Raw genomic sequence first — 25,008 nt, 5'->3', positions numbered from 1 at the left:
CCCCTTGAGGGGCGGAGCGGCCACACGCAGTGAGCCGCGATGGGGGTGGGCCTGGCTACCGGCTTTGCCGGGCCGCAGCTGTTGCCCCCTTGAGGGGGTGACGCCGCAGGCGGCGCGGGGGTGCTCCTACCCTACAGCGTTGACCTGCGCCAGCAAGCCTTCGTTCCGCGCCGGTGGCTTGTAGCCCGCCGGCAGCGACATGCCGCCCGCCGCGCGACCGGTGTGGCTCTGTTCGCCCAGCCCGGCGTGGATGTCGGTGGTGCGGTAGCGCTCGCGCAGCGTTTGCGCCTGCAGGCTGAGGGCCGCGTGATCGGGAATGCGCTCCTCGTGGCGGTGCAGCACCAGGTGGGCCGATTCGATCAACTTGGCGTTGAGCGTCAGTTCGCCGTGTTCGAGCAGCCGGAGCACCGCCGCCTGCGGGTCGCCCTTGAGGCTCAGGGTCATGGCCTCTTCGGTGAGCTTGAGGATCTGCGCATGGCCGGCGTGCACACGGTTGATGAAGTCGCTGCGACCCACGGCCGCGCAGGCCAGCAACTCGGTGAGCGCGCGGCTGGTGCAGAAGCGCACCGCCATGGTGTCCACCGCCGCGTCCACTTCGTAGAGCTGGATGGAACGGGCCGCGAGCCGCGTCATCAGCGCCAGCAGGTTGCTCGCCGACTCAAAATCGAACGTGGGTTGTGAGATGGTCTTGGCCATGCGGCGCACCTCGTCGAGGGCGCGCGCGGTCTGGTATTCCTGGATCGCCAGCAGGGCCTCGATCACGTCCTGCAGGCGCTGGTTGCGCTCGCTGGTGGGGTTCTTTTCCCGCAGGTGTTCGAGCTGCTCCCGGCATCGTTGCAACCCCCGCTGGTCGTTGCTGTCCAGCCTCGCGAAAGCGAGCAGCACCAGCGCCTGGGCGTCGTAGAGCTTGGAGTCCAGGCCGATGCGGGTGGCGCGGTCGAGCATCTCCACGCCTTCGTCGCGCTCGCCCGCGTACCAGGCCATCATGCCGTGCTTGAGCAGGCGGTTGACCGACGAGGGCGTGAGCTGGGTGGCCATCTTGAAGGTGGACAGCGCGTTCTTGAAATTGCCCAGCTCGAACTGCGCCCGGCCCATGATGTCGTAGGCGTCGGTGTAGCCGGGCTCGGTTTCGATCAGGCCCGCCAGCGTGGTGGTCGCGCGCTGGGGGTAGCCGCCTTCGAGCTGCGCGCGCGCCACGCCGAGTTTGGCCCAGGGCAGGGTCTTGGCCTGGACCACCGCTTCGTAGAGCTTCTCGGCGTCGGCCATGTGGCCGTTGCGCAGCATCAGCTCGGCGCCGATGCGCGCGGCGTACAGCCAGTAGGGTTTTCGGGCCTCAAAGTGCTGTTTGCACAGCTCGCCGGCTTCGTTGAACTGCTCGGCCTCGATGGCGGTGAAGATCTCCCGGAGCACCTGCTTGCGGTCCCGCGCCTGGCGGATGCGTTCGACCAGGCCGGCCGCCGTGTGGGGCTTGAGCAGGTAGGCGTCGAGCGCCGATTCGGCCGCCTCGGCCACCTTGCTGTACGAGGCCTCGGAGGTCACCATCACGAACACCGTGAAGAACGGCAGCAGCTGGTTGCGGCGCAGGTCGTCCAGCAGGTCTTGCCCGGTGGTGTTTTCGCGTTCGAAATACTGTTCGGAGATCACCACGTCGTAGGTGCCCATCTCCAGTTTGTTGCGCGCGTCGACCAGCCGCGAGCACTGCACGATGAAGCCCACGCCGGCCTCGCGCAACTGGTTCACGATGATGGAACGCGATTGCGGATGGCCGTCGATGACGAGCGCGCGGGCGTCGTAGAGATCGGTCGCGACGGGGTCCATGGGCAGGTCGGGTGGGGCGGTTCGGAGGATGGCGGTGCAACGGGAGCGCGGAACGCTCGGTGTCCTGCCACCATTGTGGGACGCCCGCCTCGGGCGCTATCGGCCGAACAGGGCCGCAAAAGCCGCCTTGTTCCGGCGCCGGGGCGCCACGCCGCTCACACCCGCCAGATGCGGGGCGGGGTGGCCGGCAGGCCCCAGGCGGCCGTGCGCAGGGCCGCCCAGGCCTGCTGCAGGCCGGACATCAGCGGCTCCACCAGTGGCGCCATGGCGCGCAGCACCAGCATCTGCGGGTTCGGGCAGGTGGCGGCGGCCTGCACCCCCGCCGGTCCGTCGGCGATGGCCGTGCGCACCGTCTCCAGCAGCTGTTCCTGCCGCGCGCGCCCGAGCGGGTGGCCGCAGGCCAGCAGCAGCGTGCCCATGCAGCGCTGGCCGCCCAGGCCCAGCGGGGAGTCGAGCAGGCGGATGTCGGCGGCGTCGATGCGCGCCTGCTCCAGCCAGAGGCCGGGCAGCTCCAGCCGCTGGCTGAAGCGGCCTTCGCTGAACGGCTGGCCGGCGGTGGGCAGGCCCAGCGCGGTGACGTCCCAGGCGAGCAGTTCGGCGCCTTCGGCGAGCGTCGCGGTGAGCGTGTTGTGGGCCTGGCAGCCGGGGTAGGCGATGGCTTCGAGCGGCAACCACTCCAGGCGCGCCCCCGCGTCCAGCGTCAGCGCCACCTGCTGCGTGGTGGGCAGGCCATCGCTGGCATAGAAGCGCGTGGCCCCCGGGGTGCTGATGAGGCCGTGAGCCCCGCTGCCCACCCGCACCTTCACGTCCAGCACGTCGCCACCCACCAGCCCGCCGGGCGGGTGGATGATCACGTTGTGGCAGATCGCATCGCCCTCGGGGTAGAGGCTCTTGAAGATGCGCAGCGGGCCGTTGTGGTCGTGGCGCAGCACGGTGCGCTGGGCGTCGAGGCGGTAGTCGAGATTCAGGTGGGCGTGCCAGGGCATCGGGCGAGTTTAAGGGGCGTGTTTGCGCACGCCGGAGGGCTCAGGCCTTCCAGAAGCCCTGGTGCGGCCCGCTCGCCTCGTCGATCAGCGCCGGGCCGATGCACTCGATGGCGTGGGGCGAGGCGTTGAACACGTCACGGCACGACAGCTCGGCGTCGCGCTGCTCGCCGCGTTCCCCGCGAAACACGCGCAGGCGCACCGCGTCGATGCCGAACACCACGCGGCCGATGGCGCTCCAGAAGATCGCGCCCGCGCACATCACGCAGGGTTCGGCCGACGAGTACAGCGTGGCGCGCGAGAGCGTCTCGCGGTCCACCGACGCGCCGAGCTGGCGCACCGCGTTGGTCTCGGCGTGGCCGGTGCAGTCACCGGTTTCGCTGGTGTTGCACCAGGCCTCGGCGAGCACGCGGCCGTCGTCGGCCACGACCACCGCGCCGAAGGGCCGGTTGCCGCGCTCGCGCGCCACGCGCGACCAGGCGATGGCCTGACGCAGGTAGCGGCCGTCGCGCTCGTCCAGCGGGCTTTCGGGCCGTGTCATGCCTTCACTGTGCGGGTGCTGGCGGCGGGCAGCATCGCGCGGTTGAACACGCTCTCGGTGCCCGGGCGGGACTTGAGGCCGAACACGTCGACCACGTCGTCCACCTGCTGCTCCAGCGTGCGCTTGAGGACGTCGCCCAGGCCGTGGCCACGCGTGTCGGCCGCGGCGATGTACTGCTGCGTGATGCGCCAGCGCTCCAGTTCCACGGCTTCGTTGAGGATGGGTTCGCGCAGCTTGGTGGCGGCGATGGCGGCGGTCGGGTCGGCCATGCTCTCCAGGATGGCGCGGTTGGTGGCGCGCAGAAAGGCGGCCACCACGGCCGGGTTCTGCGTGGTGAGCGCGCTGCTCGCGAGGATGGCGTTGCCGTACAGGTTCACGCCGGCCTGTGTGTAGGGCAGCACCGAGAGTTCTTCCTGTTTCATGCGCGCGAACAGCGAGACCGCGGAGTCGTGGAAGTAGGTGGCGCCGTCCACGTCACCGCGCACCACCACGTTGTCGCGCGAGGCGAAGTCGGTGGTGGACCAGGTGAACAGGTCGTTCTTCACGCGCAGCTTGCGCGCCACCATGGGCCAGGCCCTGCGCGTGGACTCGACGGCCGCGGCGGCGATCTTCTTGCCTTCGAGGCTGCGGAAGTCGGTGGTGATGCCGCGGTCCTTGCGGCCGACGATCACAAACGGTGCGCGGTTGTAGTACTGGTAGACCGCCTGCACCATCGGTGTGCCCGGGGTGTTGGCCTGGAACTCGATCAGCGAGCTGATGTCTCCCAGGCCCATCTGGTAGACGCCGCTGGCGATGCGGGTGATGGAAGCGACCGAGCCGGCGCCCACGTCGATGCTGACGTCCAGGCCTTCGTCCTTGTAGTAGCCGCGCTGTTGCGCGAGGAAAAACGGCGAGGTCTGGCCGGTGATGCGGAAGTCCAGCGTGAACTTGATCGGGGTGAGTTTGGGGGCCGACTGGCTCCAGACGGCGGGGGCCGCAAGGGCCGACACGGCGGCGGCGGAAGAGGCGAGGAAATGGCGGCGTTGCATGGTGGTGCTCCGGAATGGGCTTGTTGAAACCCCTGGCAAGCGGGACCGCCACCAGGGACACACAAGAGCAATTTCCGGGCGGGTGCGGCGGGTGCACCACGCTGAACGCTTCTACTCTTCAGCGACCGGTGCATGCACAAGCTGTGCCAGCGTTTGATCTGCGTCAAGGTGCGGCCCGGGCCGACCGGTGAACCGATGTCGCTGGGCTGGCTGGCCCAGGATTTGCATGATTTGTGGCGAGAGTAGAAGCGTTCACCAGCCTTGTGCACACCGCGCGCGCAGGCACCCCGCCTCTTCAGGCTGGCCGGAAATTGCTCTTGAAGTGTTCAACTTTCAGGAGTCTCCAATGACCAACGCTCTCTATGAATTCACCGAACTGCAAAAGGAATCGCGCATGGGCGCGATGGGTTCGGAAACGCATGCACGCGAGATCCGCGTGATCGACCTCTCCGACTTCGAGGCCCGCCGCGCCGAGATCGCCGACCAGCTCTGGAGCGCCGCGGTCGATGTCGGTTTCTTCCAGCTGGCTCACCACGGTGTGCCGCTCGACCAGATCCGCCACGCCTTCGCCATGAGCGAGCGCTTCTTCGCGCTGCCCGACAGCGTGAAGGCCCAGTACCCGCTGTCACGCAACGCCGGCTGGGAAAGCCGTTCGCAGGTGCGCCCCTCGACCGGCACGCCCGACCAGAAAGAGAGCTACCAGATCACGCGCCCGCGCATGGACGGTCTCTACCCGAGCGAAGAAGAGCTGGCGGATTTCAAGGCCACGATGCTGGCGTTCGAAGCCGCGAGCTGGAGCGTGGGCATGAAGGTGCTCTCGTGTTTTGCCGACAAGCTGGGCTTCGACCGCGAGTTCTTCACCCGCGCGCACGACCCGGCCAGCGAGACCTACCAGAGCACGCTGCGCCTGCTGCACTACTACGCCATCCCGCCCGAGGCGCAGGACTCGCTGGAACTGTGGCGCGCCGGCGCGCACACCGACTTCGACTGTCTGACCATGCTCTACCAGCGCGAGGGCCAGGGCGGCCTGCAGGTGTGCCCGGGCAAGGAATACGAAGCGCAGGAGTGGACCTCGATCCCGCCGAACGAGGACACCATCACCTGCAACATCGGCGACATGCTCATGCGCTGGAGCGACGACCAGCTGCCCAGCAACTTCCACCGCGTGAAGAACCCGGTGCCCGGCGAGTCCATGGGACCGCGCTACAGCCTGGCCTTCTTCTGCCAGGCCAACACCGACGCGCTGATCACGTCGCCCTCGGGCAAGTACCCGCCGATCACGGCCGGCGACTACCTGGCCGAGCGCATTCGGGCGAACTTCAACAAAAGGTATTGACGCCCCCCGCGCCGCCTTCGGCGTCACCCCCCACTGGGTGGCGGCACTGGCGGCCGGGCAGAGCCCGTTCCGCGGTGCCCTGGGTGAGGACATCGCTGTCCTCGTTGCCTATCCGCGCTTCGACCAGAAGCCCTGGTGTGTGGCGACCATCTCGGCTTCGACCTCGGCCACCGGGCCGATGACTTCGATGGCTTTCTGCCCGCGCGCGATGACCTCGCGGCAGGGCAGGGACAGCGTGGGGTTTTCTGCGTGGCTGCCGGTGAGCGCGAGCAGGGCTTCTTCGCTCGCGCCGTAGACGATGCGGCCGATGTTGGCCCAGTAGACCGTGCCGGTGCACATGGCGCAGGGCTCGAAGGTGGTGACCAGGGTGCACTGCGCGAGGTAGGCGCCGGGCCAGTTGTCCGCCGCCGTGCGCGCCAGCGTGGACTCGGCGTGGTTCACCGTGTCGATGTTGCCCTGCTCGGCCAGCACCGTCTCGCCATCGGGCGCGACCAGCAAGGCGCCGAACGGGTGGCGGCCCATGCTGGCGGCGCGCTGCGCCACGGCGTTGGCGCGGCGCAGGTGGCGAAGGGTCTGATCGGGGTTCATGGCGAGAAGACGAGACGGAGACAAGGTGGCCGGAGCGAGAGGGCGTTCATTCGGGGGCACCGCGGAACCGGCTCCGCCGGGCCGCCAGTGTCGCCCCCCAGTGGGGGGTGACGCCGCAGGCGACGCGGGGGGCGTTCAAGCATCATCCCTGGCTGCCTCGGTGCGCCCAGCCGGTGGTGTGTTTCTCAATGAAGCTGAACAGCTCGTACATCGCCATCGCCATCGCGCCCACCACCAGCAGGCCGCTGAAGGCTAGGCCCATCTGCATGGAGCTGCCGGCCGAGATCAGCAGGTAGCCGATGCCTTCGTTCGAGGCCGTCATCTCCGACACCGTGGTGCCCACGAAGGCCAGCGTGATCGCGACCTTGAGCGAGCCGAAGAAGTAGGGCATGGAGCGCGGCAGGCCGACCTTGGTGAGCACGTCCCAGCGCTTGGCGCCAAGCACGCGCAACACGTCTTCCAGCTCGGGCTCCAGCGTGGCGAGACCCGTGGCGATGTTCACCATGATGGGGAAGAAGCTGATGAGAAACGCGGTCAGGATGGCCGGGCCGACGCCGATGCCGAACCACACCACGAGGATGGGCACGAAGGCCGCCTTGGGCAGGGCGTTGAACGCCGTCATCAGCGGGTAGATCGCGGCGTAGGCCAGGCGCGAGCTGCCGATGAGAAAGCCCCCCAGCACGCCCACCACGATGGCGATGCCAAAGCCGGCCATCGTCACCCAGAAGGTGCGCCAGGCGTGGCCGAGGATGGTGACCTTGTGCTCCATCGTCTGCTCCCAGATGCGCGACGGGCTGGGGAAGATGAACTCGCTGACGCCGAAGCCGCTGCAGATCACCTCCCAGATGACGACGATGGCCAGCAGCAGCAGAAAGGGCGACCAGGTTTCGACTTGTTTTTTGTTCATGGTGAGAACTCCAAAGCGGAAGAGAGAAAAAGCGGCGAGCGAGATGTCTTCGAGCCAGAACACCGCGGAACTGGCTTTGCCAGGCCGCTGGTGTTGCCCCCTGGGGGGTGACGGCCGTCAGGCCGGCGCGGGGGGAGCCCCTCTCATCGCCCCGATGTGGCCCCTGAGTTCATGCACGATGTCCGTGAACTGCGGCGTGTACGTCACCTCCAGGTCGCGCGTGCGCGGGATCTCGATCTCGCGCTTCACCACGAAGCGACCCGGGCTCTTGCTCATGCAATACACCGTGTCGGCCAGGAACACGCTCTCGCGCAGGTCGTGCGTGACCAGGATGACGTTGAAGCGCTGCGCCTCCCAGAGGTCGCGCAGCGTGCACCAGAGTTCTTCGCGCGTGAACGCATCGAGCGCGCCAAAGGGCTCGTCGAGCAGCAGCATCTTGGGCTCGTGGATCAGCGCGCGGCAGATGCTGGCGCGCTGCTGCATGCCGCCCGAGAGCTCCCAGGGATACTTCTTCTCCATGCCGCCCAGGCCCACGCTGGTGAGCAGCTTGCTGGCTCTCTCTTCGAATTCTTTGCGGCGGTCCTTGAACTGGCTGCGGAAGGGCTCCACGATCTCCAGCGGCAGCAGCACGTTGTCCAGCGTGGTGCGCCAGGGCAGCAGCGAGGGCGCCTGGAAGGCCATGCCCGAGATCTTCAGCGGGCCGGTGACCGGCTGGCCGTCGATGGTGATCTTGCCCATGCTCGGCATCTTCAGGCCGGTGGTGAGCTTCATGAAGGTGGACTTGCCGCAGCCGGAGGGGCCGACGATGGCGATGAACTCGCCCTTCTTGACCTTGAGGTTGATGTCCTCGACGGCGAAGAGGTTCTTGGCCAGCAGGTCGTCGTTGTAGGCGAGCCAGACCTGGTCAAAATCGACGAAGGGTTTTTCGGTGCTGGAAGGGGTCGGGGCGTCGGTCATGGGGCGGTCCTGAAAAAAAGGCCAGCCACAGGTGTGCGGCTGGCCCAGGCCAAAAACGGTGGGCGCGAACCGCGCTTATTTCTTCGCGGGCGGCAGCACGTTGAGCTCGGCGGCGGTGGGCAGCATGGAGCCGTCCCAGACCGCCTTGGGGTCCACGCGGTTCTTGGTGCCGTAGGCGTCCGACACCTGCGAGGCCATTAGGCTCATGCGGCCCGGGTTGACCTGGCCGAAGCCTTCCTTGCGCGCGTCGGGGCTGGCGACCACCGAGTCCACGGCGAGCTGCAGGCGGCGCGTTTCCAGCGCCACGTTGATGATGCCGTCGCGGGCCTTCACGGTCTCGATGCCGGCGGCCGGATTGGCCATGACCTCCTTGGCGCCCTTGGCGAACGCGGCGAGGAAGGCCTTGACGGCGGCGGGGTTCTCCTTGATCAGCTTGGGGCTGGCGATCACCACGTTGCCGTAGAGCTTCACGCCGTAATCCGCGTAGGGCAGGATCACCACGTCTTCGGCCTTCACGCCGCGTGCTTCCAGGTTGAGCAGCGAGGTGAACGAGAAGCCGGTGATGGCGTCGATGTCACCACGCACCAGCATGGTCTCGCGCAGCGGCGGGTCCATCGAGGTCCAGGCCACGTTGGTGACCGCGTTCGCCTTCTGGAAGATCGGGAAGGCCTTGCGGCCGGCGTCGAACACCGGGGCACCGAGCTTCTTGCCGTTCAGGTCGGACGGTTTGGTGATGCCCGTTTTCTTCAGGGCCAGCACCGCTGCGGGCGTGTTGTTGTAGACCATCATCACGGCCACGGGCTTGTTGGGCGCGTCCGGGTTGTTGGCGTGGAATTCCATCAGCGCGGCCATGTCGGCAAAACCCATGTCGTAGGTGCCCGAGGCCACCCGCGTCACGGTGCCACCCGAGCCGTTGCCGGAGTCGATGGTCACGTCCAGGCCGGCGGCCTTGTAGTAGCCCTTGGCGGCCGATTGCAGGAACAGCGCGGCCGGGCCTTCGAAGCGCCAGTCGAGCTGGAACTTGATGGCGGTCTGTGCGTGGGCGGAGCCGAAGGCGGCAACGGCGGCCAGGGCGGCGGTGGTCTGGAGGAAGAAGCGCTTGTTCATGACGGTTCCGTTCAAGGGATGGATGGGTCGGCGGGCCACAGGCGGGGTTGGGGGATCTGTTAGCAAGTTGGATACCAGCGGACGACACGATCCGGAAACTGAACACACTATTTGTATACAGCGTTTGCGCGCATGTCTGCCCACCGATAGTTCCATTGCGGCTCAGGATGGTGCACGACTTCCCGTGCGGCACCAATCGGGGGCATCCCGAGGGTCGGCCATGAAAAAAGAGCCCTGAAGGGCCCTTTTCATGTGCTCGGTTCGCGCGGCCTTCAGGCGGGCATGGCGAATTCGGGGCCGTTGTAGTCGACCGGCACCTTGATCTGGCCAGCTGCGATGCCACGCGCCGTGGCCGCCACCCGCTCGCGCACCGGCGCGGGCACGTCCGGCGCCATCGACAGCCGGACGGCGCGTTCGTTCGCGATGCCGATGTGCTGGACCTGACCCGCGGGGAAGTGACCCGCCTGCGCGTCCTTGATGGCTTCGTACATGCCGATGCTGACGTCGGCGATGGCCGAGGCGACAAACACCTTCGGGTCGACGGCCACCCAGTCGATCACGTTGCCGATCTGGCGCGCGCCACTGGCGCGGCAGGCCTGGGTCACGCCATCGCGACCGGCGTTGAGCATGGTGAAGATCACGTCCGCGCCCGCCGCGATCTGGGCCGACGCGATGCGCTGTGACAAGGCGTTGTCGTCCTGATTGCCAGAGAAATTGGTCAGGACGCGGATGTCTGGCCGGGCGGCCTTGGCACCCGCCACGTAGGCGGCGCGGCCCTTGAGGCCTGGCCGCACGCGGATGCCGGACATGTGACCGATGACGCCGGTGCGGCTGGTCAGGGCCGCGAGCACGCCGCCCAGGTAGGCCGATTCTTCCTGGAGCACGTCGTAGCTGCACAGGTTGGCGGACTGGACCGCGCCCTGGGTGACGGCAAAGCGCACGCCGGGAAACTTCGCGGCCACCTCTGCGCAGGCCTCGTTGTTCTGCCCGCCATGGGCCACCACCAGATCGACCTCCGAGCCGGCCAGCTCGGTGAGTGCCGCCATCAGCTGCTCCTTTTTCGGCGGGATGTTGTCGATGTGGCGCGTCTGCACGCGCAGTTCGGTGCGCGCGCGCTCAAGCCCCGACCATCCCGCTTCCATGAAGCCCCGGTCGTTGATGCGACCGGCCAGCAGGGCGCCGACCTTGAAGTCGGGTGCGGCTTTCGCGGGGCCGGCGCAAGCCGTGATGACGGGCAGGGCGCCCAGGCCGGCCGCGCCCAGGACAAAACGCCGGCGGGTGGATGTGGAAGCAGGGAACTTGATTATGCTGGTCATTCGCACAGGGAGGGATGGTGGGAGTGGCGGGGTGGCCTGGACGCTTGCCGTTCAGTGTGCCTCGGCCTGTTGTGCGGCCCGGATCGCCGCCGCCTCGTCCGCTTGGCCACCGTTGAAGAAGAGGTTCAGCAACACCGCCGCGATGGAAGCAAGCAGGATGCCCGATTCGATCAGCGGGTGGATGCCGTGCGGCATCCACTGCTTGAAGTTGGGGGCGATCAGCGGAATCATGCCCACGCCGATGGCGATGGCCACGATCATGGCGTTGAAGCGGTTGCTCTTGAAGTCCACGCCCGCCAGGATGCGGATGCCGGTGGCGGCGACCATGCCAAACATCACCAGCCCCGCGCCGCCCAGCACCACCGTGGGCAGCGACTCGACCAAGGCCGCCATCTTGGGCAGCAGGCCCAGCACGATCAGGATCACACCGCCCGCCACGCAGACGAAGCGGCTTTTGACGCCGGTGACCGCGACCAGACCCACGTTCTGCGAGAAGCTGGTGTAGGGAAAGGTGTTGAAGATGCCGCCGATGAGGGTGCCCAGGCCATCGGTGCGCAGGCCGCGCGTGAGGGCGGCGCCGTCCACCTGGCGGTCGGTCATTTCGCCCAGCGCGAGGAACATGCCGGTCGACTCGATCATCACCACGATCATCACCAGCGTCATGGTGAGGATCAGGATGGGGTTGAACACCGGGGTGGCGATCTCGAAGGGCAGCACGATGTCGATCCAGTTCGCCTGGGCCACCTTGTCAAAGTTCATCAGGCCCATGGCCGCAGCGGCGATGCCACCGATGACGATGCCCAGCAGCACCGAGATGTTGGCCAGGAAGCCCCTGGCGTAGCGCGCGATCAGCATGATCGACACCAGCACCAGCGCCGCGATGCCCACACCGGTGAGGTCGGCGTACTTGGGGTTGGGCAGCTTGGGCACCAGGGCCAGGTCCTTCGGGATGGCCGGAAGCACCGAGCCCGGGGCGCCGGCCGAGGCGCTCACCTGGGCCAGCCACTGGGCGTGTTCGGGGCTGACGATGCTCGGCGCGGTCGGGCCGACCGGGTTGCCGAAGATCCAGTTGATGCCCACACGCATGAGGCTGATGCCGATCACCAGGATGATCGAACCGGTGACCACCGGCGGGAAGAAACGCAGCATGCGGCTGACCAGCGGCGCGATCACGATCGAGATCACGCCCGCGCCGATGATGGCGCCAAAGATCAGGCCCGCGCCTTCGGTGCCGGGGTTGCTGTTGGCCATGGCGACCATGGGCGCGACGGAGGCGAAGGTCACGCCCATCATCACCGGCAGCTTGATGCCGAACCACTGCGTGGCACCGAGCGACTGGATCAGTGTGATCAGGCCGCAGCAGAACAGGTCGGCCGAGATCAGCATTGCCACCTGCTCGGGGCTGAGCTTGAGCGCGCGGCCCACGATCAGCGGCACCGCCACCGCGCCGGCGTACATCACCAGCACGTGCTGCAGGCCCAGGGCCGTGAGCTTGCCGGCGGGCAGGACTTCATCCACTGGATGAACCGTTGTGGTCATGGAGGTCTCCTCATTGGGTGGGCTGTTTGCGACGGCGCACAGCCTGGATGGTATGTAAAACTGTATACAAATTATGTGTACGATCAGGTGATGGGTCGATAGGGAAAACCCCGGCTCGACCGATGGAGGGCAAAAAAAAGGACGCCGCAGCGTCCTCTTGTGCACCGGCGAAAAACGCTCAGCCGCGCGGGCTGGCGGCCGCGGCGAGCGCCGTCATGTTGAGCACCCGGCGCACCGTGGCCGCGGGCGTGAGGATGTAGGCCGTGCGGGCCACACCCATCAGCACCGGGCCCACGGTCACGCCACCGCTGGTGGTGGTCTTGAGCACGTTGTAGAGGATGTTGGCGGCGTCCAGGTTCGGGCAGATCAGCAGGTTGGCCGAACCGCTGAGCGTGGAGTCGGCCATGTAGGCGTTGCGGATCTCCGGGTTCAGCGCCGCGTCGCCGTGCAGCTCGCCGTCGCATTCGATGCCCGGGTGCTGGGCCACGAAGAGGTCGCGCGCGGCCCGCATCTTCTTGGCCGACGGGCGCTTGCTGGAGCCGAAGCTGGAATGCGAGAGGAAGGCCACCTTGGGCGGGATGCCGAAGCGCTGCACCTGCTGCGCCGCCATCCAGGCGATCTCGGCCAGCTGTTCGGCGCTCGGGTCTTCGTTCACGTAGGTGTCGGCGATGAACAGCGGGCCGCGGTCGGTCATGAGCGCGTTGACGGCGGCGTAGTTGGTCACGCCGGGCTGCTTGCCCAGGATCGCGTCGATGCGCTCCAGGTGCGTCGAATAGGTGCCGACCAGGCCGCAGATCAGCGCGTCCGCGTCACCCAGCGAGACCATCAGCGAACCGATGATGGTGTTGGAGCGGCGCACGGCGGCCTTGGCCACCTCGGGTGAGGCGCCGTTGCGGGCCATGAGCTTGTGGTACTGCTCCCAGTACTGGCGGAAGCGCGGGTCGCCTTCGGGGTTGACGTTCTCCACATCCACCCCCAGGCGGATGCGCAGGCCGGCTTTTTCGATGCGCGCGGCGATCACGGCCGGGCGGCCGATCAGGATGGGCTTGGCCAGGTTGTCGTCGATCGCCATCTGCGCGGCGCGCAGGGCGCGCTCGTCTTCGCCGTCGGCGTAGGCGACGCGCTTGCGGTTTTCGGGCAGGGCCTTGGCGGCGTTGAAGATCGGCCGCATGAGGATGCCGGTCTGCGTGACGAAACGGCCCAGGCTTTCCTTGTAGGCCTGCATGTCGGCGATCGGGCGCGTGGCCACGCCCGAGTCGGCGGCGGCCTGCGCCACGGCCGGCGCGATCTTCAGGATCAGGCGGGTGTCAAAGGCCTTGGGGATGATGTAGTCGGGGCCGAACACCAGCTCCTGGCCGGCGTAGGCGGCGGCCACCTCGTCGCTGATCTCGCTCTTGGTCAGGTCCGCGATCTGGCGCACGCAGGCCATCTTCATTTCTTCCGTGATCTTGGTGGCGCCGCAATCGAGCGCGCCGCGGAAGATGTAGGGGAAACACAGCACGTTGTTGACCTGGTTCGGGTAGTCCGAACGGCCGGTGGCGATGATGCAGTCGGGCCGCGCGGCCTTGGCCACTTCGGGCCGGATCTCCGGCTCGGGGTTGGCCAGCGCCAGGATGATGGGCTGCGTGCCCATGCTTTTCACCATGTCGGCGTCCACCACACCGGCGGCGGAGCAGCCCAGGAACACGTCGGCGCCGTTCATGGCGTCAGCCAGCGTGCGCGCGGTGGTGGTGCGGCAGTAGCGCTGCTTGGATTCGTCGAGCTTGCCGCCCACGGCGTCGGCGCGCTCGGTGTGGATCACGCCCTTCGAATCGCAGACCAGGATGTTCTCGATGTTCACGCCCAGGTTGACCATCAGGTCCAGACAGGCGATGGCCGCGGCGCCCGCGCCCGACACCGCCATCTTGATCTGGCCGATGTCCTTGCCCACCAGCTCCAGCCCGTTGATGAGGGCCGAGCTGGAGATGATGGCCGTGCCGTGCTGGTCGTCGTGGAAGACCGGGATCTTCATGCGCTCGCGCAGCTTCTTCTCGATGTAGAAGCACTCGGGCGCCTTGATGTCTTCGAGGTTCACGCCGCCCAGCGTGGGCTCCAGCGCGGCGATGATGTCGACCAGCTTGTCCGGGTCGCGTTCGGCGAGTTCGATGTCGAACACGTCGATGCCGGCGAACTTCTTGAACAGGCAGCCCTTGCCCTCCATCACCGGCTTGCTCGCCAGCGGGCCGATGTCGCCCAGGCCCAGCACGGCGGTGCCGTTGGTGATCACGCCCACCAGGTTGCCGCGCGAGGTGTACTCGGCCGCCAGCGAAGGGTCGGCTTCAATGGCCAGGCAGGGGTAGGCCACGCCGGGCGAGTACGCCAGCGACAGGTCGCGCTGGTTGGAGAGCGGCTTGGTGGGGTTGACGGAAATCTTGCCGCGGTTGGGCGAGCGGTGGTATTCAAACGCGGCGTCGCGCAGGGCTTGTTCGGCGGGGGTCATGGTGTCTCCAGAATCGGGCCGCCCGGCGTGGGCGGGCGGTCATTGTGGCACGCGGTCGACCAGCGATCTGCTGGGACATTCCACAGGAGGGTCAGTCGGTTTTCAGCAGGTCCAGCAGCGTGCGCGCGACCACCTTGGTGGCCCGCCTCAGGTCTTCCAGCACCAGGTTTTCGTCGGCGCGTTTGGCGTTCGACTCGCGCACGGTGTGCGGGCCGGCGCCGTAGATCACGCCCGGGATGCCGTGTTCGCCATAGAGGCGCACGTCGGTGTAGAGCGGTGTGCCCACCGCCGGGATGGTTTCGCCAAACAGTTCCTGGCCGTGTTTCTGGATCGCGCTGACCAGCGGCTGGTTGCCGGGCAGGGGCTTGAGCGCCCGCGCCAGCAGGATGCGCTTCACGTCCACGCTGATGGCGCGCCCCCCGCGTGGCGGGTTGAAGCTGGCGGCGGCCTCGGCGATGGTGCGTCGCAGGGCGGCCTCGACCTCGGTCGGGTCTTCCTCGGGGATCATGCGGCGGTCCACCTTGAGCACCACCTTGCCGGGGATCACGTTGGTGTTGGTGCCGCCGATGATCTGGCCCACGTTGAGGTAGGGGTGGGTGATGCCCTCGACGCTGGAGGTGACCTTCAGGTAGTCGGCATTGAGCGCGTACAGCGCGTTGAGGATGTGCACCGCGCCCTGCAGCGCGTCGGTGCCGCTGTCGGGGATGGCGGCGTGCGCCATGTCGCCGTGCACCGTCACCTCCAGCTGCAGGCAGCCGTTGTGCGCCACCACCACCTGGTAGCTGAAGCCGGCCGCGATCATCAGGTCGGGTTTCGTCAGGCCCTTCTTCAGCAGCCAGTCCGGGCCGACCTCGCCGCCGTATTCCTCGTCGTAGGTCACGTGCAGTTCCACGCCGCCCTGGAGTGGGGCGCCCAGCGATTCCACGGCCCGGATGGCGTGGGTGAAGGTGGTGATGTCGCACTTGCTCACGGCCGTGGCGCGGCCGTAGATCCTGCCGTCCACGATCTCGCCGCCATAGGGGGCGTGCGTCCAGCCTTCGCCGGGCGGCACCACGTCACCGTGCGCATTGAGCGCGATGGTCCGGCCGCCGTCGCCGTAGCGGCGGCGCACGATCAGGTTGGTGATGGTCTCCAGGCCGGCGGCCTTCACCTCGGCGTCGGGCACAGCGTGTTTTTCGGCGGTCAGGCCCATGGCGGCCAGCAGCTCGGCGGTGCGTTCGGCGTGCGGCGCGTTGTTGCCGGGCGGCGTGTCGGTGGGCACGCGCACGAGCGCCTGCAGGAAGCTCACCTGCTCGTCAAAGTGGGCGTCGATCCATTGGTCGAGTTGTTGGTAGGCGGTGGTCATAGGGTGTTGCGGTGGGTGGGGGCTTGGGCAGGCTCGCCCGAACGGTGAAAGAAGGGTTCAGTGGCCGGCGGCGAGCTGGTCGATCAGGTGCGCGAACGCGCGCACGCAGAGGTCCATGTCGTCGCTGGTGGTGGATTCGAGCGGGTTGTGGCTGATGCCGCTGTTGAGACCCCGCACGAACAGCATGGCCTGCGGCATCACCTCGTGCAGCTTCATGGCGTCGTGGCCGGCGCCGCTGGGCAGGCGGTGCAGCGGCACGCCGAGCGAGGCCACGGCGGCTTCCCAGCGCGCCTGCCAGGCGGGGGCGCTGGGCGCGGCGGCGGCGCGCATGGTTTCTTCCAGCAGGTGGCGCACGCCGCGGCGTTCGCAGATGGCCTGCAGCCGCGCGAGGATGTCGCGCGCCAGTGCGTCGCGCTGCGCATCGTTCGGCGCACGCAGGTCGATCGAAAACCGGCAGGCGCCGGGCACCACGTTGATGGAGCCGTTGGGCACCTGCAGCATGCCGATGGTGGCGACCGAGTCGCCGTCGGCCGCGGCGCGCTGTTCCGCGAAAAGCGCCAGCTCGGCCACGGCGCAGGCCGCGTCGCGGCGGCGGTCCATGGGCGTGGTGCCGGCGTGGCTGGCCATGCCGATCACTTCGCCCAGGTAACGCACGCTGGCGTTGATGGAGGTGACGACGCCCAGCGGCAGGTCGAGCTCGTTGAGCACCGGCCCCTGCTCGATGTGCACTTCGACAAAGCCGAGGTATTTCGAGGGGTCGCGCTGCAGCGCGGCAATGGCGTCCAGCGTCGCGGGCAGGCCGGCGTGCTGCATGGCCGCGCGCATGGTGATGCCGTCGGCGTCCTGCTGGTCCAGCCAGGCCGGGTTGAAGTGGCCGGTGAGCGCGCCCGAGCCCAGGAAGGTGGCTTTGTAGCGCTGGCCTTCTTCTTCGGCAAAGCCCACCACCTCGATGGCAAAGGGCAGGCGCCGGCCGGCCTGCTTCAGCTGCTGCACGCAGGCCATGGGCACGAAGATGCCGAGGCGCCCGTCGTACTGGCCGCCGTTGCGCACGGTGTCGTAGTGGCTGCCGGTGAGCAAGGCGGGCGCATCGGGCGTGTTGCCGTGGTAGCGGCCCACCACGTTGCCCACCGCGTCGATGTGCGCCTCGTCAAACCCCAGCGCCAGCATCTGCCGCTGCAGCTGCGCCGCACAGGCGCGGTGCGCGTCGGTCAGGTAGGTCACGGTGAGCTGGCCGAGCTCGGCGTAACCCGGGTCGGTGTGGCGGGCCAGGTCTTCGTGCCAGTCCCACACCGCGTTGCCCAGCGTGGGCTCGAAGCCGAACTTGTCGTTGAGCCGGATCTCGGCGATGCGGTGGATGTTGCGCAGGCACTCGGCGCGCTCGAAGTCCACCGGGTGGTGCAGGCGGCGCTCGAAGGTGGCGATGATCTGTGCCTTGGCGAGTCCCGTGCCGCGGGGTCCACGCACCGCGAGGATGAACGGGAAGCCGAACTTCGCGTTGTAGTCGGCGTTGAGCCGCTGGATGAGCGCGAACTCCTCGGGCGTGCAATGGGTCAAGCCGGCCTTGGTCTGCTCGTTCGTGGACTCGGCGGTGAGCGACTGGCTCACCATGGCCTTGCCCGCGAGCTCGGGGTGGGCGCGGATCAGGGCGAGCTGCGGCTCCACGCCGGCGCCGTCCAGCACGCGCACCATGGCGTGTTTCAGCGCGGCCAGCGACGCGAACGGCCGCTGCTGCAGCGCGGCCTCGGCGATCCAGGGCGAATGCTCGTACAGGCCGTCGAGCAGCATCACGGCTTCGGCCAGTGGCGCGGCGTTGAGTTGGTCCAGGGTGAGGGGCATGGCGGCGATCTCAGGCAGCGTTCAGGGGGTGCGTGGCGGTCCAGTGCCGCGCGATGTCCAGTCGGCGTGCCACCCACACCTTGTCGTGCGACTGGATGTGGTCGAGGAAACGCTGCAGCGCGGTGATGCGGCCCGGTCGTCCGAGCAGGCGGCAGTGCATGCCGATGCTCATCATCTTGGGGCGGTCCAGACCGTCCGGGTCGCCTTCGGCGTACAGCGCATCGAACGTGTCCTTCATGTACTGGAAGAACGGGTCGGCGTGCGAATAGCCCTGGGGCAGCGCGAAGCGCATGTCGTTGCAGTCCAACGTGTAGGGCACGATGAGCTGGTGCGCGTCGCTGCCGTCGGTCTTGCGCACCTTCATCCAGAACGGCAGGTCTTCGCCGTAGTAGTCGCTGTCGTATTCGAAGCCGCCAAAGTCGGCCACCAGGCGGCGTGTGCGGGGGCTGTCGCGGCCGGTGTACCAGCCCAGCGGGCGTTCGCCCGTCAGGCGCTGAATGATCGCCATCGCCTCGGCCATGTGGGCGCGTTCGGTCGCTTCGTCGATGGCCTGGTAGTGGATCCACTTCAGGCCGTGGCAGGCGATGTCGTACCCGAGTTCCTTGAACGCCGCGGTCAGCTCGGGGTGCTTCTGCAGCGCGGTGGCGACGCCGAACACGGTGAGCGGCAGGCCGCGCTGTTCGAACTCGCGCAGGATGCGCCAGACCCCGGCCCGCGAGCCGTACTCGTAGATGCCTTCCATGCTGATGTGGCGTTCGGGGAACGACGCCGGGTTGAACATTTCCGAGAGGAACTGCTCCGAACCCGCATCGCCATGCAGCACCGAGTTCTCGCCGCCTTCTTCGTAGTTCAGCACAAACTGCACCGCGATGCGGGCGCCATTCGGCCAGCGCGCGTGCGGCACGTCGCGGCCGTAGCCAATCAGGTCGCGGGGGTAGGGGGCGGTGGCGTCGTAGATCATGGGGACAGGGCCATGGAAATGTCGTTGGTCGGCAGCTTGCGGTCGAAGGTCAGGCCTTCTTCCACGTGCATCAGGTGTTGGTCCATCAGGCGCACGGCGGTGGCTTCGTCTTTCGCCGCCAGGGCCTTGACGATGGCGGCGTGCTCCTCGTTGGAGTGCTCGGCCGCGTTCGTGCTCTGGTACATCAGCGTGATGAGGGCGCAGCGCGAGATCAGTTCACGCAAGAGTTCGGCCAGCACCTGGTTGCCCATGAGCTCGGCCATGTGCACGTGAAAGTCGCCCAGCAACTCGGTGCGGCCGGGCACGTCCTGGTTGTCCACGGCCTGCTTCTCCTGCGCCACGTGCTCGCGCAGGGCCTTGATCTTGCTAGGGGTCACCTGGCGCACGAAAGCGCGGGTCATCTCGGCTTCGAGCATGCGGCGCACGGCAAACACCTGTTTGGCTTCGTCCACCGACGGCGCCGCGACAAAGGCGCCGCGCGCGGGCTCCAGCCGTATCAGTCGGTTCTGCGAGAGCTGGAACAGGGCTTGGCGCACCAGGGTGCGCGAAACGCCGAAGTGGTCAGCGAGCTTCTGCTCGGCCAGCTTGGTGCCCGGGTGCAACCGGTGCTCCACGATGGCCTTGGTGAGCGACTCGACAATCTGGCGGGTGCTGGAGGTTTCCATGCGGTCATCATAGTCAGAAAAACAAAAAGTGTATACACTTTCAGTCGACTGAATTCAACCTGGGAAAAAAGCGATGGGCCTCAGCACACATGTTCTGGACACGATGAACGGCTGCCCCGCGGCTGGCATGACGGTCGAGCTCTACACCACCGAGGGCGACGCGGCCACGCTGGTCAGGCGGTTTGCCCTCAACGCCGATGGCCGCAACCCGGACGGGCCGCTCTACGACAACGCGAGCCTGAAAAAAGGCACCTACCGATTGGTGTTTGACGTGAAGGGCTACTTCGCGGCCCAGGGCGTGGTCTTGCCCGAGCCGAATTTCCTCAACCGCGTGGCGCTGGACTTCGGCGTGGCCCACACCGACCAGCACTACCACGTGCCGCTGCTGGTGAGCCCTTGGAGTTATTCCACGTATAGGGGCAGCTGACGCTGCACCCCCCCCGCGCCGCTTCGCGTCACCCCCCAAAGGGGGGCGATGCGAGTGGCCCGGCAAAGCCGGTTCCACCGCATCCTGGGTGAAGGCATGTCGCGCCGGAGGGGGAGTTTGTTTCAGGGCACCGCCGGGCCGGCTTTGCCGGACGGCCAGTGCCGCCCCCCTTGGGGGGTGACGCCGCAGGCGGCGCGGGGGGTGTTACTTGCTTCTTTGTCCTTCGGTCAGCGTGTCGAGCTGGAAGTTGCCGCTCTTGTCCCAGAGCCACACCTCGGTGTAGGTCACGCCGCCCAGCCGAACCGGGGCGGGGAAGGGGGCGGCCTCATGCACCGTGCGTTCGATTTCCTGCACCACGTCGGGCGCGTGGCTGGGTGCCCGCATCCAGTTGAGGCGCCGCACCAGGCCCCGGTTGTCGAGTTCGACCTGCAGCACGCCGACCGCGTGCATCAGGGGTGGCATCTTGCCTTTGAAGATGCGGTGGGCGTTCTTGCCATAGAGGTGGCGGGCGCCGTCCTGACGGTATTCGCGGGGCGTGATCGCCTCCGATACCAGGGTGGGCGGTGGGAGGGTGTCCGCGATCGGGGCTTCGATCACCGGCGGCAGGTCTGGCAACACGTCCGGTGCTGGGGGCTTGGGCGCGGCGCAGGCCACCAGCAGCAGGGCGGTGCAGACCCCCAGCAGGCCCGCCGTGCGCCGGAGGGTCGCGGCCCAGTCTGCTGAGAACGAGGGAGTGGTCGGTGATGTGCTCATGGCGGTCTTTCGGTGGGTCTTCCTGGCGGCACGGCACCGCGGGAGGGTCGCGCCGGGCCGTCCCGACCCGGAGCCATACGGGCAGAGAGATGCAGTGTATGGGGCTTTGCCCATCCTCCCAAGGGGGGTGCCGGTGGATACTGCGCGCTCGCGTTCAAGTTGACGTTTCCTTACCGATTGTTCGGCAATCACGCCACACACACCCATGGAACTGGCCCTATTTTTGCAGCGTCTGGCCATCGAGGCCGCCGTCCTGGTGACGGTGGTGCAGGCGCGCGGCTCGGTGCCGCGCGAGGTCGGTGCCTGGATGGCGGTCTGGCCCCAGGGGCAGCTGGGCACCATTGGTGGTGGTCACCTGGAGTGGGACGCCCTGCGCCGCGCGCGGGAGCGCCTGGCCTCGGGCGAAGGCGGCGCCTGGGAGCACAGCGTCACGCTCGGTCCCAGCCTCGGGCAATGCTGCGGCGGCGCGCTGCGGCTGCGTTTCGAACCCGTGGGACCTGCGCAGGTGGAGGCGCTGCGGGCGCGGCTGGCGCCGGCGCTGACGCCGCTGGCGCTGTTTGGCGGGGGCCATGTGGGGCGGGCCATCGTCCAGGCACTCGCGCCGCTGCCGTATGCCGTGAGCTGGGTGGACAGCCGCGATGGCGTGTTTCCCGAGCCTCCGCTCGCAGGGGTGCATACCGAACACTCCGACCCGGTGCAGGCGGCGGTGCGCGAGCTGCCCGGTGGCGCGATGGTGCTGATCATGAGTTTCTCCCACGCCGAAGACCTCGACATCGTGGCCGCCTGCCTGGAGCGCCAGCGCGCGCAGGCCGACCTGCCGTTCGTGGGCCTGATCGGCAGCCGCACCAAATGGGCGACGTTCCGGCGGCGCTTGTCGGAACGCGGTTTCGCGGACAGCGAGCTGGACCACATTACCTGCCCCATCGGGCTGCCGGGCATCGTGGACAAAGCCCCGGCCGTCATCGCGGCCGCGGTCGTGGCGCAGTTGTTGCTAGTTCGTGACACCGCCGCCCCGGCCTGAGCCGCGGTCGTCTGGGGGTTTTCACGGGCCCGTCTGTCTTCAAAAAGTGTATACACTTTGAGGTCTGGTCGCAGCGGAGCTGGGTGTCTTTCTGATGAAGGCACGCCATCGCGGCCCTCAGTCGACTCAGAGCGCCCGCGGTGGTGAGTTGCAAACCCTGACGGCCGGGTCCGTCATGTTGAGGTGCCATGGAAACCTACCTGCTCGATTGGGCCAACCTGCTGGTGCGCTGGCTGCACGTGATCGTCGCCATCGCCTGGATCGGCTCTTCCTTCTATTTCGTCTTTCTCGACAGCAGCCTCACGCCGCCCGAAGACGAGCAGCTCAAAAAAGACGGTGTCAGCGGCGAGCTGTGGGCTGTGCACGGCGGCGGCTTCTATCACCCGGTCAAGTTCGCGGGCGCGCCACCCAAGCTGCCCGAGCACCTGCACTGGTTCTACTGGGAGAGTTACTCCACCTGGCTCTCGGGGTTCGCGCTGTTCCTCATCTCCTACCTCTGGAGCCCCAGCGTCTACCTGATCGACCCGCGCATCATGGAATGGAGCCCGGCGGGCGCGATTGCCGCCGCGCTGGCGTTCCTGGTGGTGTTCTGGCTGCTGTACGACGCCATCTGCCGCACACTGGGTCAGAGCGAGAACGGCGACGCCAAGGTGGGCGCGCTGGTGCTGGTGCTGGTCTGCATCGCGGCCTACGCCGCCACACAGATGTTCGCGGGTCGCGCCGCCTTCCTGATCGTGGGGGCCATGCTCGCCACGACCATGAGCGCCAACGTGTTCTTCTGGATCATCCCCGGCCAGCGCACCGTGGTGGCCGACATCCAGGCCGGCCGGCCGGTGGACCCGATCCATGGCCAGCGCGGCAAGCAGCGCAGCGTGCACAACACCTACTTCACGCTGCCGGTGCTGTTTGCCATGTTGAGCAACCACTACAGCTTCACCTACGCGAACGAACACAACGGGGTGGTGCTGATCGGCATGATGTTCGCCGGCGCCGCCATCCGCCAGTTCTTCGTCATGCGCCACGGCTTCAAGCTCGGCCGCAATCCGCACCCCTGGCCTTACGCGGCGGTGGGCGTGGTGGCGCTGCTGGCGCTGATCGTCTGGCTCAGGCCCGCGCCGGTGGCGGCGGTGGCCGTGCCCGAGACGGTGGGCTATGCGCAGCTCAAGCCGGTGATCGAGCAGCGCTGCGTCATGTGCCACGGTGAGGCCCTGCAGTCCAAGGGCGTGCGGCTGGACCAGCCCGCTGCCGTCAAACAGCACGCTCAAATGATCTATCAGCAGGTCGTGGTGATGAAGCTCATGCCCATGAACAACGCCACCGGCATCACCGATGCCGAGCGTGCCCTCATCGCGAAGTGGTTCAAGGACGGCGCACGGGTGGAGTGACCTCGGTGCTCAGGGGCGGCGTTGTTCTGCGGTAACCTCTGTGCCGCCGTCACAACACCACCCCCAAGACCATGAAAACCAAAGCCGCCGTCGCCTGGAAAGCAGGCCAGCCCCTGACCATCGAAACCGTGGACCTGGAAGGTCCGAAATTCGGCGAAGTGCTGGTCGAGATCAAGGCCACCGGCATCTGCCACACCGACTACTACACGCTCTCGGGCGCCGACCCCGAAGGCATCTTTCCCGCGATCCTGGGCCATGAAGGCGCGGGCATCGTGGTGGACGTGGGCCCCGGCGTGACCTCGCTCAGGAAGGGCGATCACGTCATCCCGCTCTACACGCCCGAATGCCGCCAGTGCAAGTTCTGCCTGAGCCGCAAGACCAACCTCTGCCAGCTGATCCGTGGCACGCAGGGCAAGGGGCTGATGCCCGACGCCACCAGCCGCTTCAGCCTGGACGGCCAGCCCATCTTCCATTACATGGGCACCAGCACCTTCAGCAACTACACGGTCGCTGCCGAGATCTCGCTGGCCAAAATCCGCGAAGACGCACCGTTCGACAAGGTCTGTTACATCGGCTGCGGCGTCACCACTGGCATCGGCGCCGTGATCTTCACCGCCAAGGTGGAAGCGGGCGCCAACGTGGTGGTGTTCGGCCTCGGCGGCATCGGCCTGAACGTGATCCAGGGCGCCAAGATGGTGGGCGCCGACAAGATCATCGGCGTGGACCTGAACCCCGAGCGCGAAGCCATGGCGCGCAAGTTCGGCATGACCCACTTCATCAACCCCAAGGACCACGCCAACGTGGTGGACGCCATCGTGCAACTCACCGATGGCGGCGCCGACTACTCGTTTGAATGCATCGGCAACACCAAGGTGATGCGCGACGCGCTGGAGTGCACGCACAAGGGCTGGGGCCGCAGCATCATCATCGGTGTGGCCGAGGCCGGCGCCGAGATCAGCACCCGCCCGTTCCAGCTCGTCACCGGCCGCAAGTGGGAGGGCTCGGCGTTCGGCGGCGCACGCGGCCGCACCGACGTGCCCAAGATCGTGGACTGGTACATGGAAGGCAAGATCAACATCGACGACCTGATCACCCACAAGCTCAAGCTGGAAGACATCAACAAGGGGTTTGAGTTGATGAAGAGCGGCGAATCCATCCGCAGCGTGGTCGAGTTCTGACCATGGCGTTTGACCGTCTTGAATTGGTGAGTGAGCACGGCAGCTTCGGCGGCGTGCAGCGGTTTTACAAACACGCGTCGAGCGAAATCGGTTTGCCGATGCGTTTTGCGCTGTACCTGCCGCCGCAGGCGCTGGCCGGGCAACAAGTGCCTTTGCTCACCTTCCTCGCGGGCCTGACCTGCACCGAAGAGACCTTCACCATGAAGGCCGGGGCGCAGCGGCTGGCGTCGCAGCTCGGCCTGGCCTTGCTGATGCCCGACACCAGCCCGCGCAACACCGGCGTGGACAGCGAAGACCACCACTGGGACTTCGGCGCGGGCGCCGGCTTTTACCTCGACGCCACGCAGGCGCCCTGGTCGGGCCACTGGTGCATGGAGAGCTACCTGCTGAAGGAGTTGCTGCCGGCGGTGACCAACGAGTTCAAGCTGGATGACCAGCGCCAGAGCCTGTTCGGCCACTCCATGGGCGGCCACGGTGCGCTCACTCTTGCGCTGCGCCACCCGGGCGTGTTCCAGAGCCTGTCGGCCTTCGCGCCGATCTGTGCGCCCACGCAATGCCCCTGGGGCCACAAGGCGTTCACCGGTTACCTGGGGCAGGACGAGAGCACCTGGGCCGCACACGACGCCAGCCTGCTGATGACGGCGCAAACCAGCGCGCCGTACCCCGGCGGCATCCTGATCGACCAGGGCCTGGCCGACAAATTCCTCGCCGAACAGCTGTACCCCGAGGCGTTTGAGGCAGCCTGTGCGAAGGCGGGTCAACCACTCACGCTGCGCCGCCAACCCGGCTACGACCACGGCTACTACTTCATCAGCAGCTTCATCGACGACCACCTGCG

Annotated in this window: 22 protein-coding genes; 6 read left to right on the top strand and 16 right to left on the bottom strand. The window is 67.4% G+C overall.

The features are described from left to right. Positions 1-126: 126 nt before the first annotated feature. From IV088_RS08375 to IV088_RS08360, 4 genes are all read right to left on the bottom strand, one after another. Positions 127-1,818, bottom strand: a complete 1,692-nt coding sequence (locus tag IV088_RS08375) for a response regulator (protein WP_291100412.1) — start codon at positions 1,816-1,818, stop codon at positions 127-129. A 155-nt stretch (positions 1,819-1,973) separates the two neighbouring features. Next, positions 1,974-2,804, bottom strand: coding sequence for an urease accessory protein UreD (locus IV088_RS08370; RefSeq protein WP_291100409.1), 831 nt, complete (start codon positions 2,802-2,804; stop codon positions 1,974-1,976). 40 nt (positions 2,805-2,844) lie between these two features. Then, positions 2,845-3,342 carry a nucleoside deaminase gene (locus IV088_RS08365; protein ID WP_291100406.1) on the bottom strand — a complete coding sequence of 166 codons (498 nt, stop codon included), beginning with the start codon at positions 3,340-3,342 and terminating at the stop codon, positions 2,845-2,847. Further along, positions 3,339-4,370 carry an ABC transporter substrate-binding protein gene (locus tag IV088_RS08360; protein ID WP_291100404.1) on the bottom strand — a complete coding sequence of 344 codons (1,032 nt, stop codon included), beginning with the start codon at positions 4,368-4,370 and terminating at the stop codon, positions 3,339-3,341. The genes IV088_RS08365 and IV088_RS08360 overlap by 4 nt, the downstream gene beginning before the upstream one ends. Positions 4,371-4,716: 346 nt before the next feature. Here IV088_RS08360 and IV088_RS08355 point away from each other — a divergent pair, with 346 nt between their 5' ends. Then, the gene (locus IV088_RS08355; RefSeq protein WP_291100401.1) at positions 4,717-5,706 is read left to right on the top strand and encodes a 2OG-Fe(II) oxygenase family protein; all 990 of its coding nucleotides are present in this window, start codon (positions 4,717-4,719) and stop codon (positions 5,704-5,706) included. 108 nt (positions 5,707-5,814) lie between these two features. Here IV088_RS08355 and IV088_RS08350 read toward each other — a convergent pair whose 3' ends face one another. The 11 genes from IV088_RS08350 to IV088_RS08300 form a co-directional block, all read right to left on the bottom strand. Continuing rightward, a complete protein-coding gene (locus IV088_RS08350) occupies positions 5,815-6,294 on the bottom strand; it encodes a nucleoside deaminase (protein WP_291100398.1) in 480 nt (159 codons plus the stop codon). Between the two features lie 142 nt (positions 6,295-6,436). Next, positions 6,437-7,201 carry an ABC transporter permease gene (locus IV088_RS08345; RefSeq protein ID WP_291100395.1) on the bottom strand — a complete coding sequence of 255 codons (765 nt, stop codon included), beginning with the start codon at positions 7,199-7,201 and terminating at the stop codon, positions 6,437-6,439. Positions 7,202-7,318: 117 nt separating this feature from the next. Beyond that, the gene (locus IV088_RS08340; protein WP_291100393.1) at positions 7,319-8,158 is read right to left on the bottom strand and encodes an ABC transporter ATP-binding protein; all 840 of its coding nucleotides are present in this window, start codon (positions 8,156-8,158) and stop codon (positions 7,319-7,321) included. A 75-nt stretch (positions 8,159-8,233) separates the two neighbouring features. After that, positions 8,234-9,265 carry an ABC transporter substrate-binding protein gene (locus IV088_RS08335; RefSeq protein ID WP_291100390.1) on the bottom strand — a complete coding sequence of 344 codons (1,032 nt, stop codon included), beginning with the start codon at positions 9,263-9,265 and terminating at the stop codon, positions 8,234-8,236. A gap of 272 nt (positions 9,266-9,537) precedes the next feature. Then, the gene (locus IV088_RS08330; protein ID WP_291100387.1) at positions 9,538-10,581 is read right to left on the bottom strand and encodes a BMP family protein; all 1,044 of its coding nucleotides are present in this window, start codon (positions 10,579-10,581) and stop codon (positions 9,538-9,540) included. A gap of 51 nt (positions 10,582-10,632) precedes the next feature. Beyond that, positions 10,633-12,120, bottom strand: a complete 1,488-nt coding sequence (locus tag IV088_RS08325) for a nucleobase:cation symporter-2 family protein (RefSeq protein WP_291100384.1) — start codon at positions 12,118-12,120, stop codon at positions 10,633-10,635. Positions 12,121-12,298: 178 nt separating this feature from the next. Then, complete coding sequence (locus IV088_RS08320) at positions 12,299-14,599, bottom strand: NADP-dependent malic enzyme (RefSeq protein WP_291100381.1); 2,301 nt, start codon at positions 14,597-14,599, stop codon at positions 12,299-12,301. A 91-nt stretch (positions 14,600-14,690) separates the two neighbouring features. Next, positions 14,691-15,944: a M20/M25/M40 family metallo-hydrolase gene (locus IV088_RS08315; RefSeq protein ID WP_291100379.1), complete on the bottom strand. Its 1,254-nt coding sequence runs from the start codon at positions 15,942-15,944 to the stop codon at positions 14,691-14,693. A gap of 57 nt (positions 15,945-16,001) precedes the next feature. Then, entirely contained in the window at positions 16,002-17,780 is a 1,779-nt protein-coding gene (gene uraD / locus IV088_RS08310; protein ID WP_291100376.1) for a 2-oxo-4-hydroxy-4-carboxy-5-ureidoimidazoline decarboxylase, read from the bottom strand. A gap of 10 nt (positions 17,781-17,790) precedes the next feature. After that, positions 17,791-18,741 (bottom strand): allantoinase PuuE, encoded by a 951-nt coding sequence (gene puuE / locus IV088_RS08305; protein ID WP_291100373.1) that lies wholly within the window; start codon positions 18,739-18,741, stop codon positions 17,791-17,793. Further along, on the bottom strand, positions 18,738-19,406 hold the full coding sequence (locus IV088_RS08300; RefSeq protein ID WP_291100371.1) for a GntR family transcriptional regulator: 669 nt from the start codon (positions 19,404-19,406) through the stop codon (positions 18,738-18,740). Before IV088_RS08300 ends, puuE begins: the two co-directional genes overlap by 4 nt. A gap of 73 nt (positions 19,407-19,479) precedes the next feature. On the opposite strand from IV088_RS08300, the gene uraH reads away from it, so the two are divergent. Next, entirely contained in the window at positions 19,480-19,833 is a 354-nt protein-coding gene (gene uraH, locus IV088_RS08295; RefSeq protein WP_291100368.1) for a hydroxyisourate hydrolase, read from the top strand. Positions 19,834-20,037: 204 nt separating this feature from the next. Here the strand turns inward: uraH and IV088_RS08290 are convergent, their stop codons facing one another. Continuing rightward, positions 20,038-20,586, bottom strand: coding sequence for a hypothetical protein (locus tag IV088_RS08290; RefSeq protein WP_291100365.1), 549 nt, complete (start codon positions 20,584-20,586; stop codon positions 20,038-20,040). A 205-nt stretch (positions 20,587-20,791) separates the two neighbouring features. Between IV088_RS08290 and xdhC the strand changes: the two genes are divergently transcribed. From xdhC to fghA, 4 genes are all read left to right on the top strand, one after another. Next, positions 20,792-21,607 carry a xanthine dehydrogenase accessory protein XdhC gene (gene xdhC, locus IV088_RS08285; protein WP_291100361.1) on the top strand — a complete coding sequence of 272 codons (816 nt, stop codon included), beginning with the start codon at positions 20,792-20,794 and terminating at the stop codon, positions 21,605-21,607. Positions 21,608-21,795: 188 nt separating this feature from the next. Then, positions 21,796-22,992 carry a urate hydroxylase PuuD gene (locus IV088_RS08280; RefSeq protein ID WP_291100358.1) on the top strand — a complete coding sequence of 399 codons (1,197 nt, stop codon included), beginning with the start codon at positions 21,796-21,798 and terminating at the stop codon, positions 22,990-22,992. 71 nt (positions 22,993-23,063) lie between these two features. Beyond that, complete coding sequence (locus tag IV088_RS08275; protein ID WP_291100355.1) at positions 23,064-24,170, top strand: S-(hydroxymethyl)glutathione dehydrogenase/class III alcohol dehydrogenase; 1,107 nt, start codon at positions 23,064-23,066, stop codon at positions 24,168-24,170. 2 nt (positions 24,171-24,172) lie between these two features. Then, the coding region (gene fghA, locus IV088_RS08270; RefSeq protein WP_291100352.1) for an S-formylglutathione hydrolase at positions 24,173-25,008 on the top strand (836 nt) is incomplete at its 3' end.

The sequence above is a fragment of the Hydrogenophaga sp. genome (genome assembly GCF_018780075.1).
Lineage (GTDB): Bacteria > Pseudomonadota > Gammaproteobacteria > Burkholderiales > Burkholderiaceae_C > Hydrogenophaga.
The sequence above is the reverse complement of the archived record's forward strand: the minus strand, read 5'-3'. Positions and strand labels throughout refer to the sequence as shown.

Coding starts and splice junctions, on each gene's coding strand:
- IV088_RS08325 (WP_291100384.1), bottom strand. CDS start 12,120: ATGACCACAACGGTTCATCCAGTGGATGAAGTCCTGCCCGCCGGCAAG.
- IV088_RS08330 (WP_291100387.1), bottom strand. CDS start 10,581: ATGACCAGCATAATCAAGTTCCCTGCTTCCACATCCACCCGCCGGCGT.
- IV088_RS08345 (WP_291100395.1), bottom strand. CDS start 7,201: ATGAACAAAAAACAAGTCGAAACCTGGTCGCCCTTTCTGCTGCTGCTG.
- uraH (WP_291100368.1), top strand. CDS start 19,480: ATGGGCCTCAGCACACATGTTCTGGACACGATGAACGGCTGCCCCGCG.
- IV088_RS08365 (WP_291100406.1), bottom strand. CDS start 3,342: ATGACACGGCCCGAAAGCCCGCTGGACGAGCGCGACGGCCGCTACCTG.
- uraD (WP_291100376.1), bottom strand. CDS start 17,780: ATGCCCCTCACCCTGGACCAACTCAACGCCGCGCCACTGGCCGAAGCC.
- xdhC (WP_291100361.1), top strand. CDS start 20,792: ATGGAACTGGCCCTATTTTTGCAGCGTCTGGCCATCGAGGCCGCCGTC.
- IV088_RS08280 (WP_291100358.1), top strand. CDS start 21,796: ATGGAAACCTACCTGCTCGATTGGGCCAACCTGCTGGTGCGCTGGCTG.
- IV088_RS08375 (WP_291100412.1), bottom strand. CDS start 1,818: ATGGACCCCGTCGCGACCGATCTCTACGACGCCCGCGCGCTCGTCATC.
- IV088_RS08300 (WP_291100371.1), bottom strand. CDS start 19,406: ATGGAAACCTCCAGCACCCGCCAGATTGTCGAGTCGCTCACCAAGGCC.
- IV088_RS08315 (WP_291100379.1), bottom strand. CDS start 15,944: ATGACCACCGCCTACCAACAACTCGACCAATGGATCGACGCCCACTTT.
- IV088_RS08350 (WP_291100398.1), bottom strand. CDS start 6,294: ATGAACCCCGATCAGACCCTTCGCCACCTGCGCCGCGCCAACGCCGTG.
- IV088_RS08275 (WP_291100355.1), top strand. CDS start 23,064: ATGAAAACCAAAGCCGCCGTCGCCTGGAAAGCAGGCCAGCCCCTGACC.
- IV088_RS08360 (WP_291100404.1), bottom strand. CDS start 4,370: ATGCAACGCCGCCATTTCCTCGCCTCTTCCGCCGCCGCCGTGTCGGCC.
- IV088_RS08335 (WP_291100390.1), bottom strand. CDS start 9,265: ATGAACAAGCGCTTCTTCCTCCAGACCACCGCCGCCCTGGCCGCCGTT.
- puuE (WP_291100373.1), bottom strand. CDS start 18,741: ATGATCTACGACGCCACCGCCCCCTACCCCCGCGACCTGATTGGCTAC.
- IV088_RS08340 (WP_291100393.1), bottom strand. CDS start 8,158: ATGACCGACGCCCCGACCCCTTCCAGCACCGAAAAACCCTTCGTCGAT.
- IV088_RS08355 (WP_291100401.1), top strand. CDS start 4,717: ATGACCAACGCTCTCTATGAATTCACCGAACTGCAAAAGGAATCGCGC.
- IV088_RS08370 (WP_291100409.1), bottom strand. CDS start 2,804: ATGCCCTGGCACGCCCACCTGAATCTCGACTACCGCCTCGACGCCCAG.
- IV088_RS08290 (WP_291100365.1), bottom strand. CDS start 20,586: ATGAGCACATCACCGACCACTCCCTCGTTCTCAGCAGACTGGGCCGCG.
- IV088_RS08320 (WP_291100381.1), bottom strand. CDS start 14,599: ATGACCCCCGCCGAACAAGCCCTGCGCGACGCCGCGTTTGAATACCAC.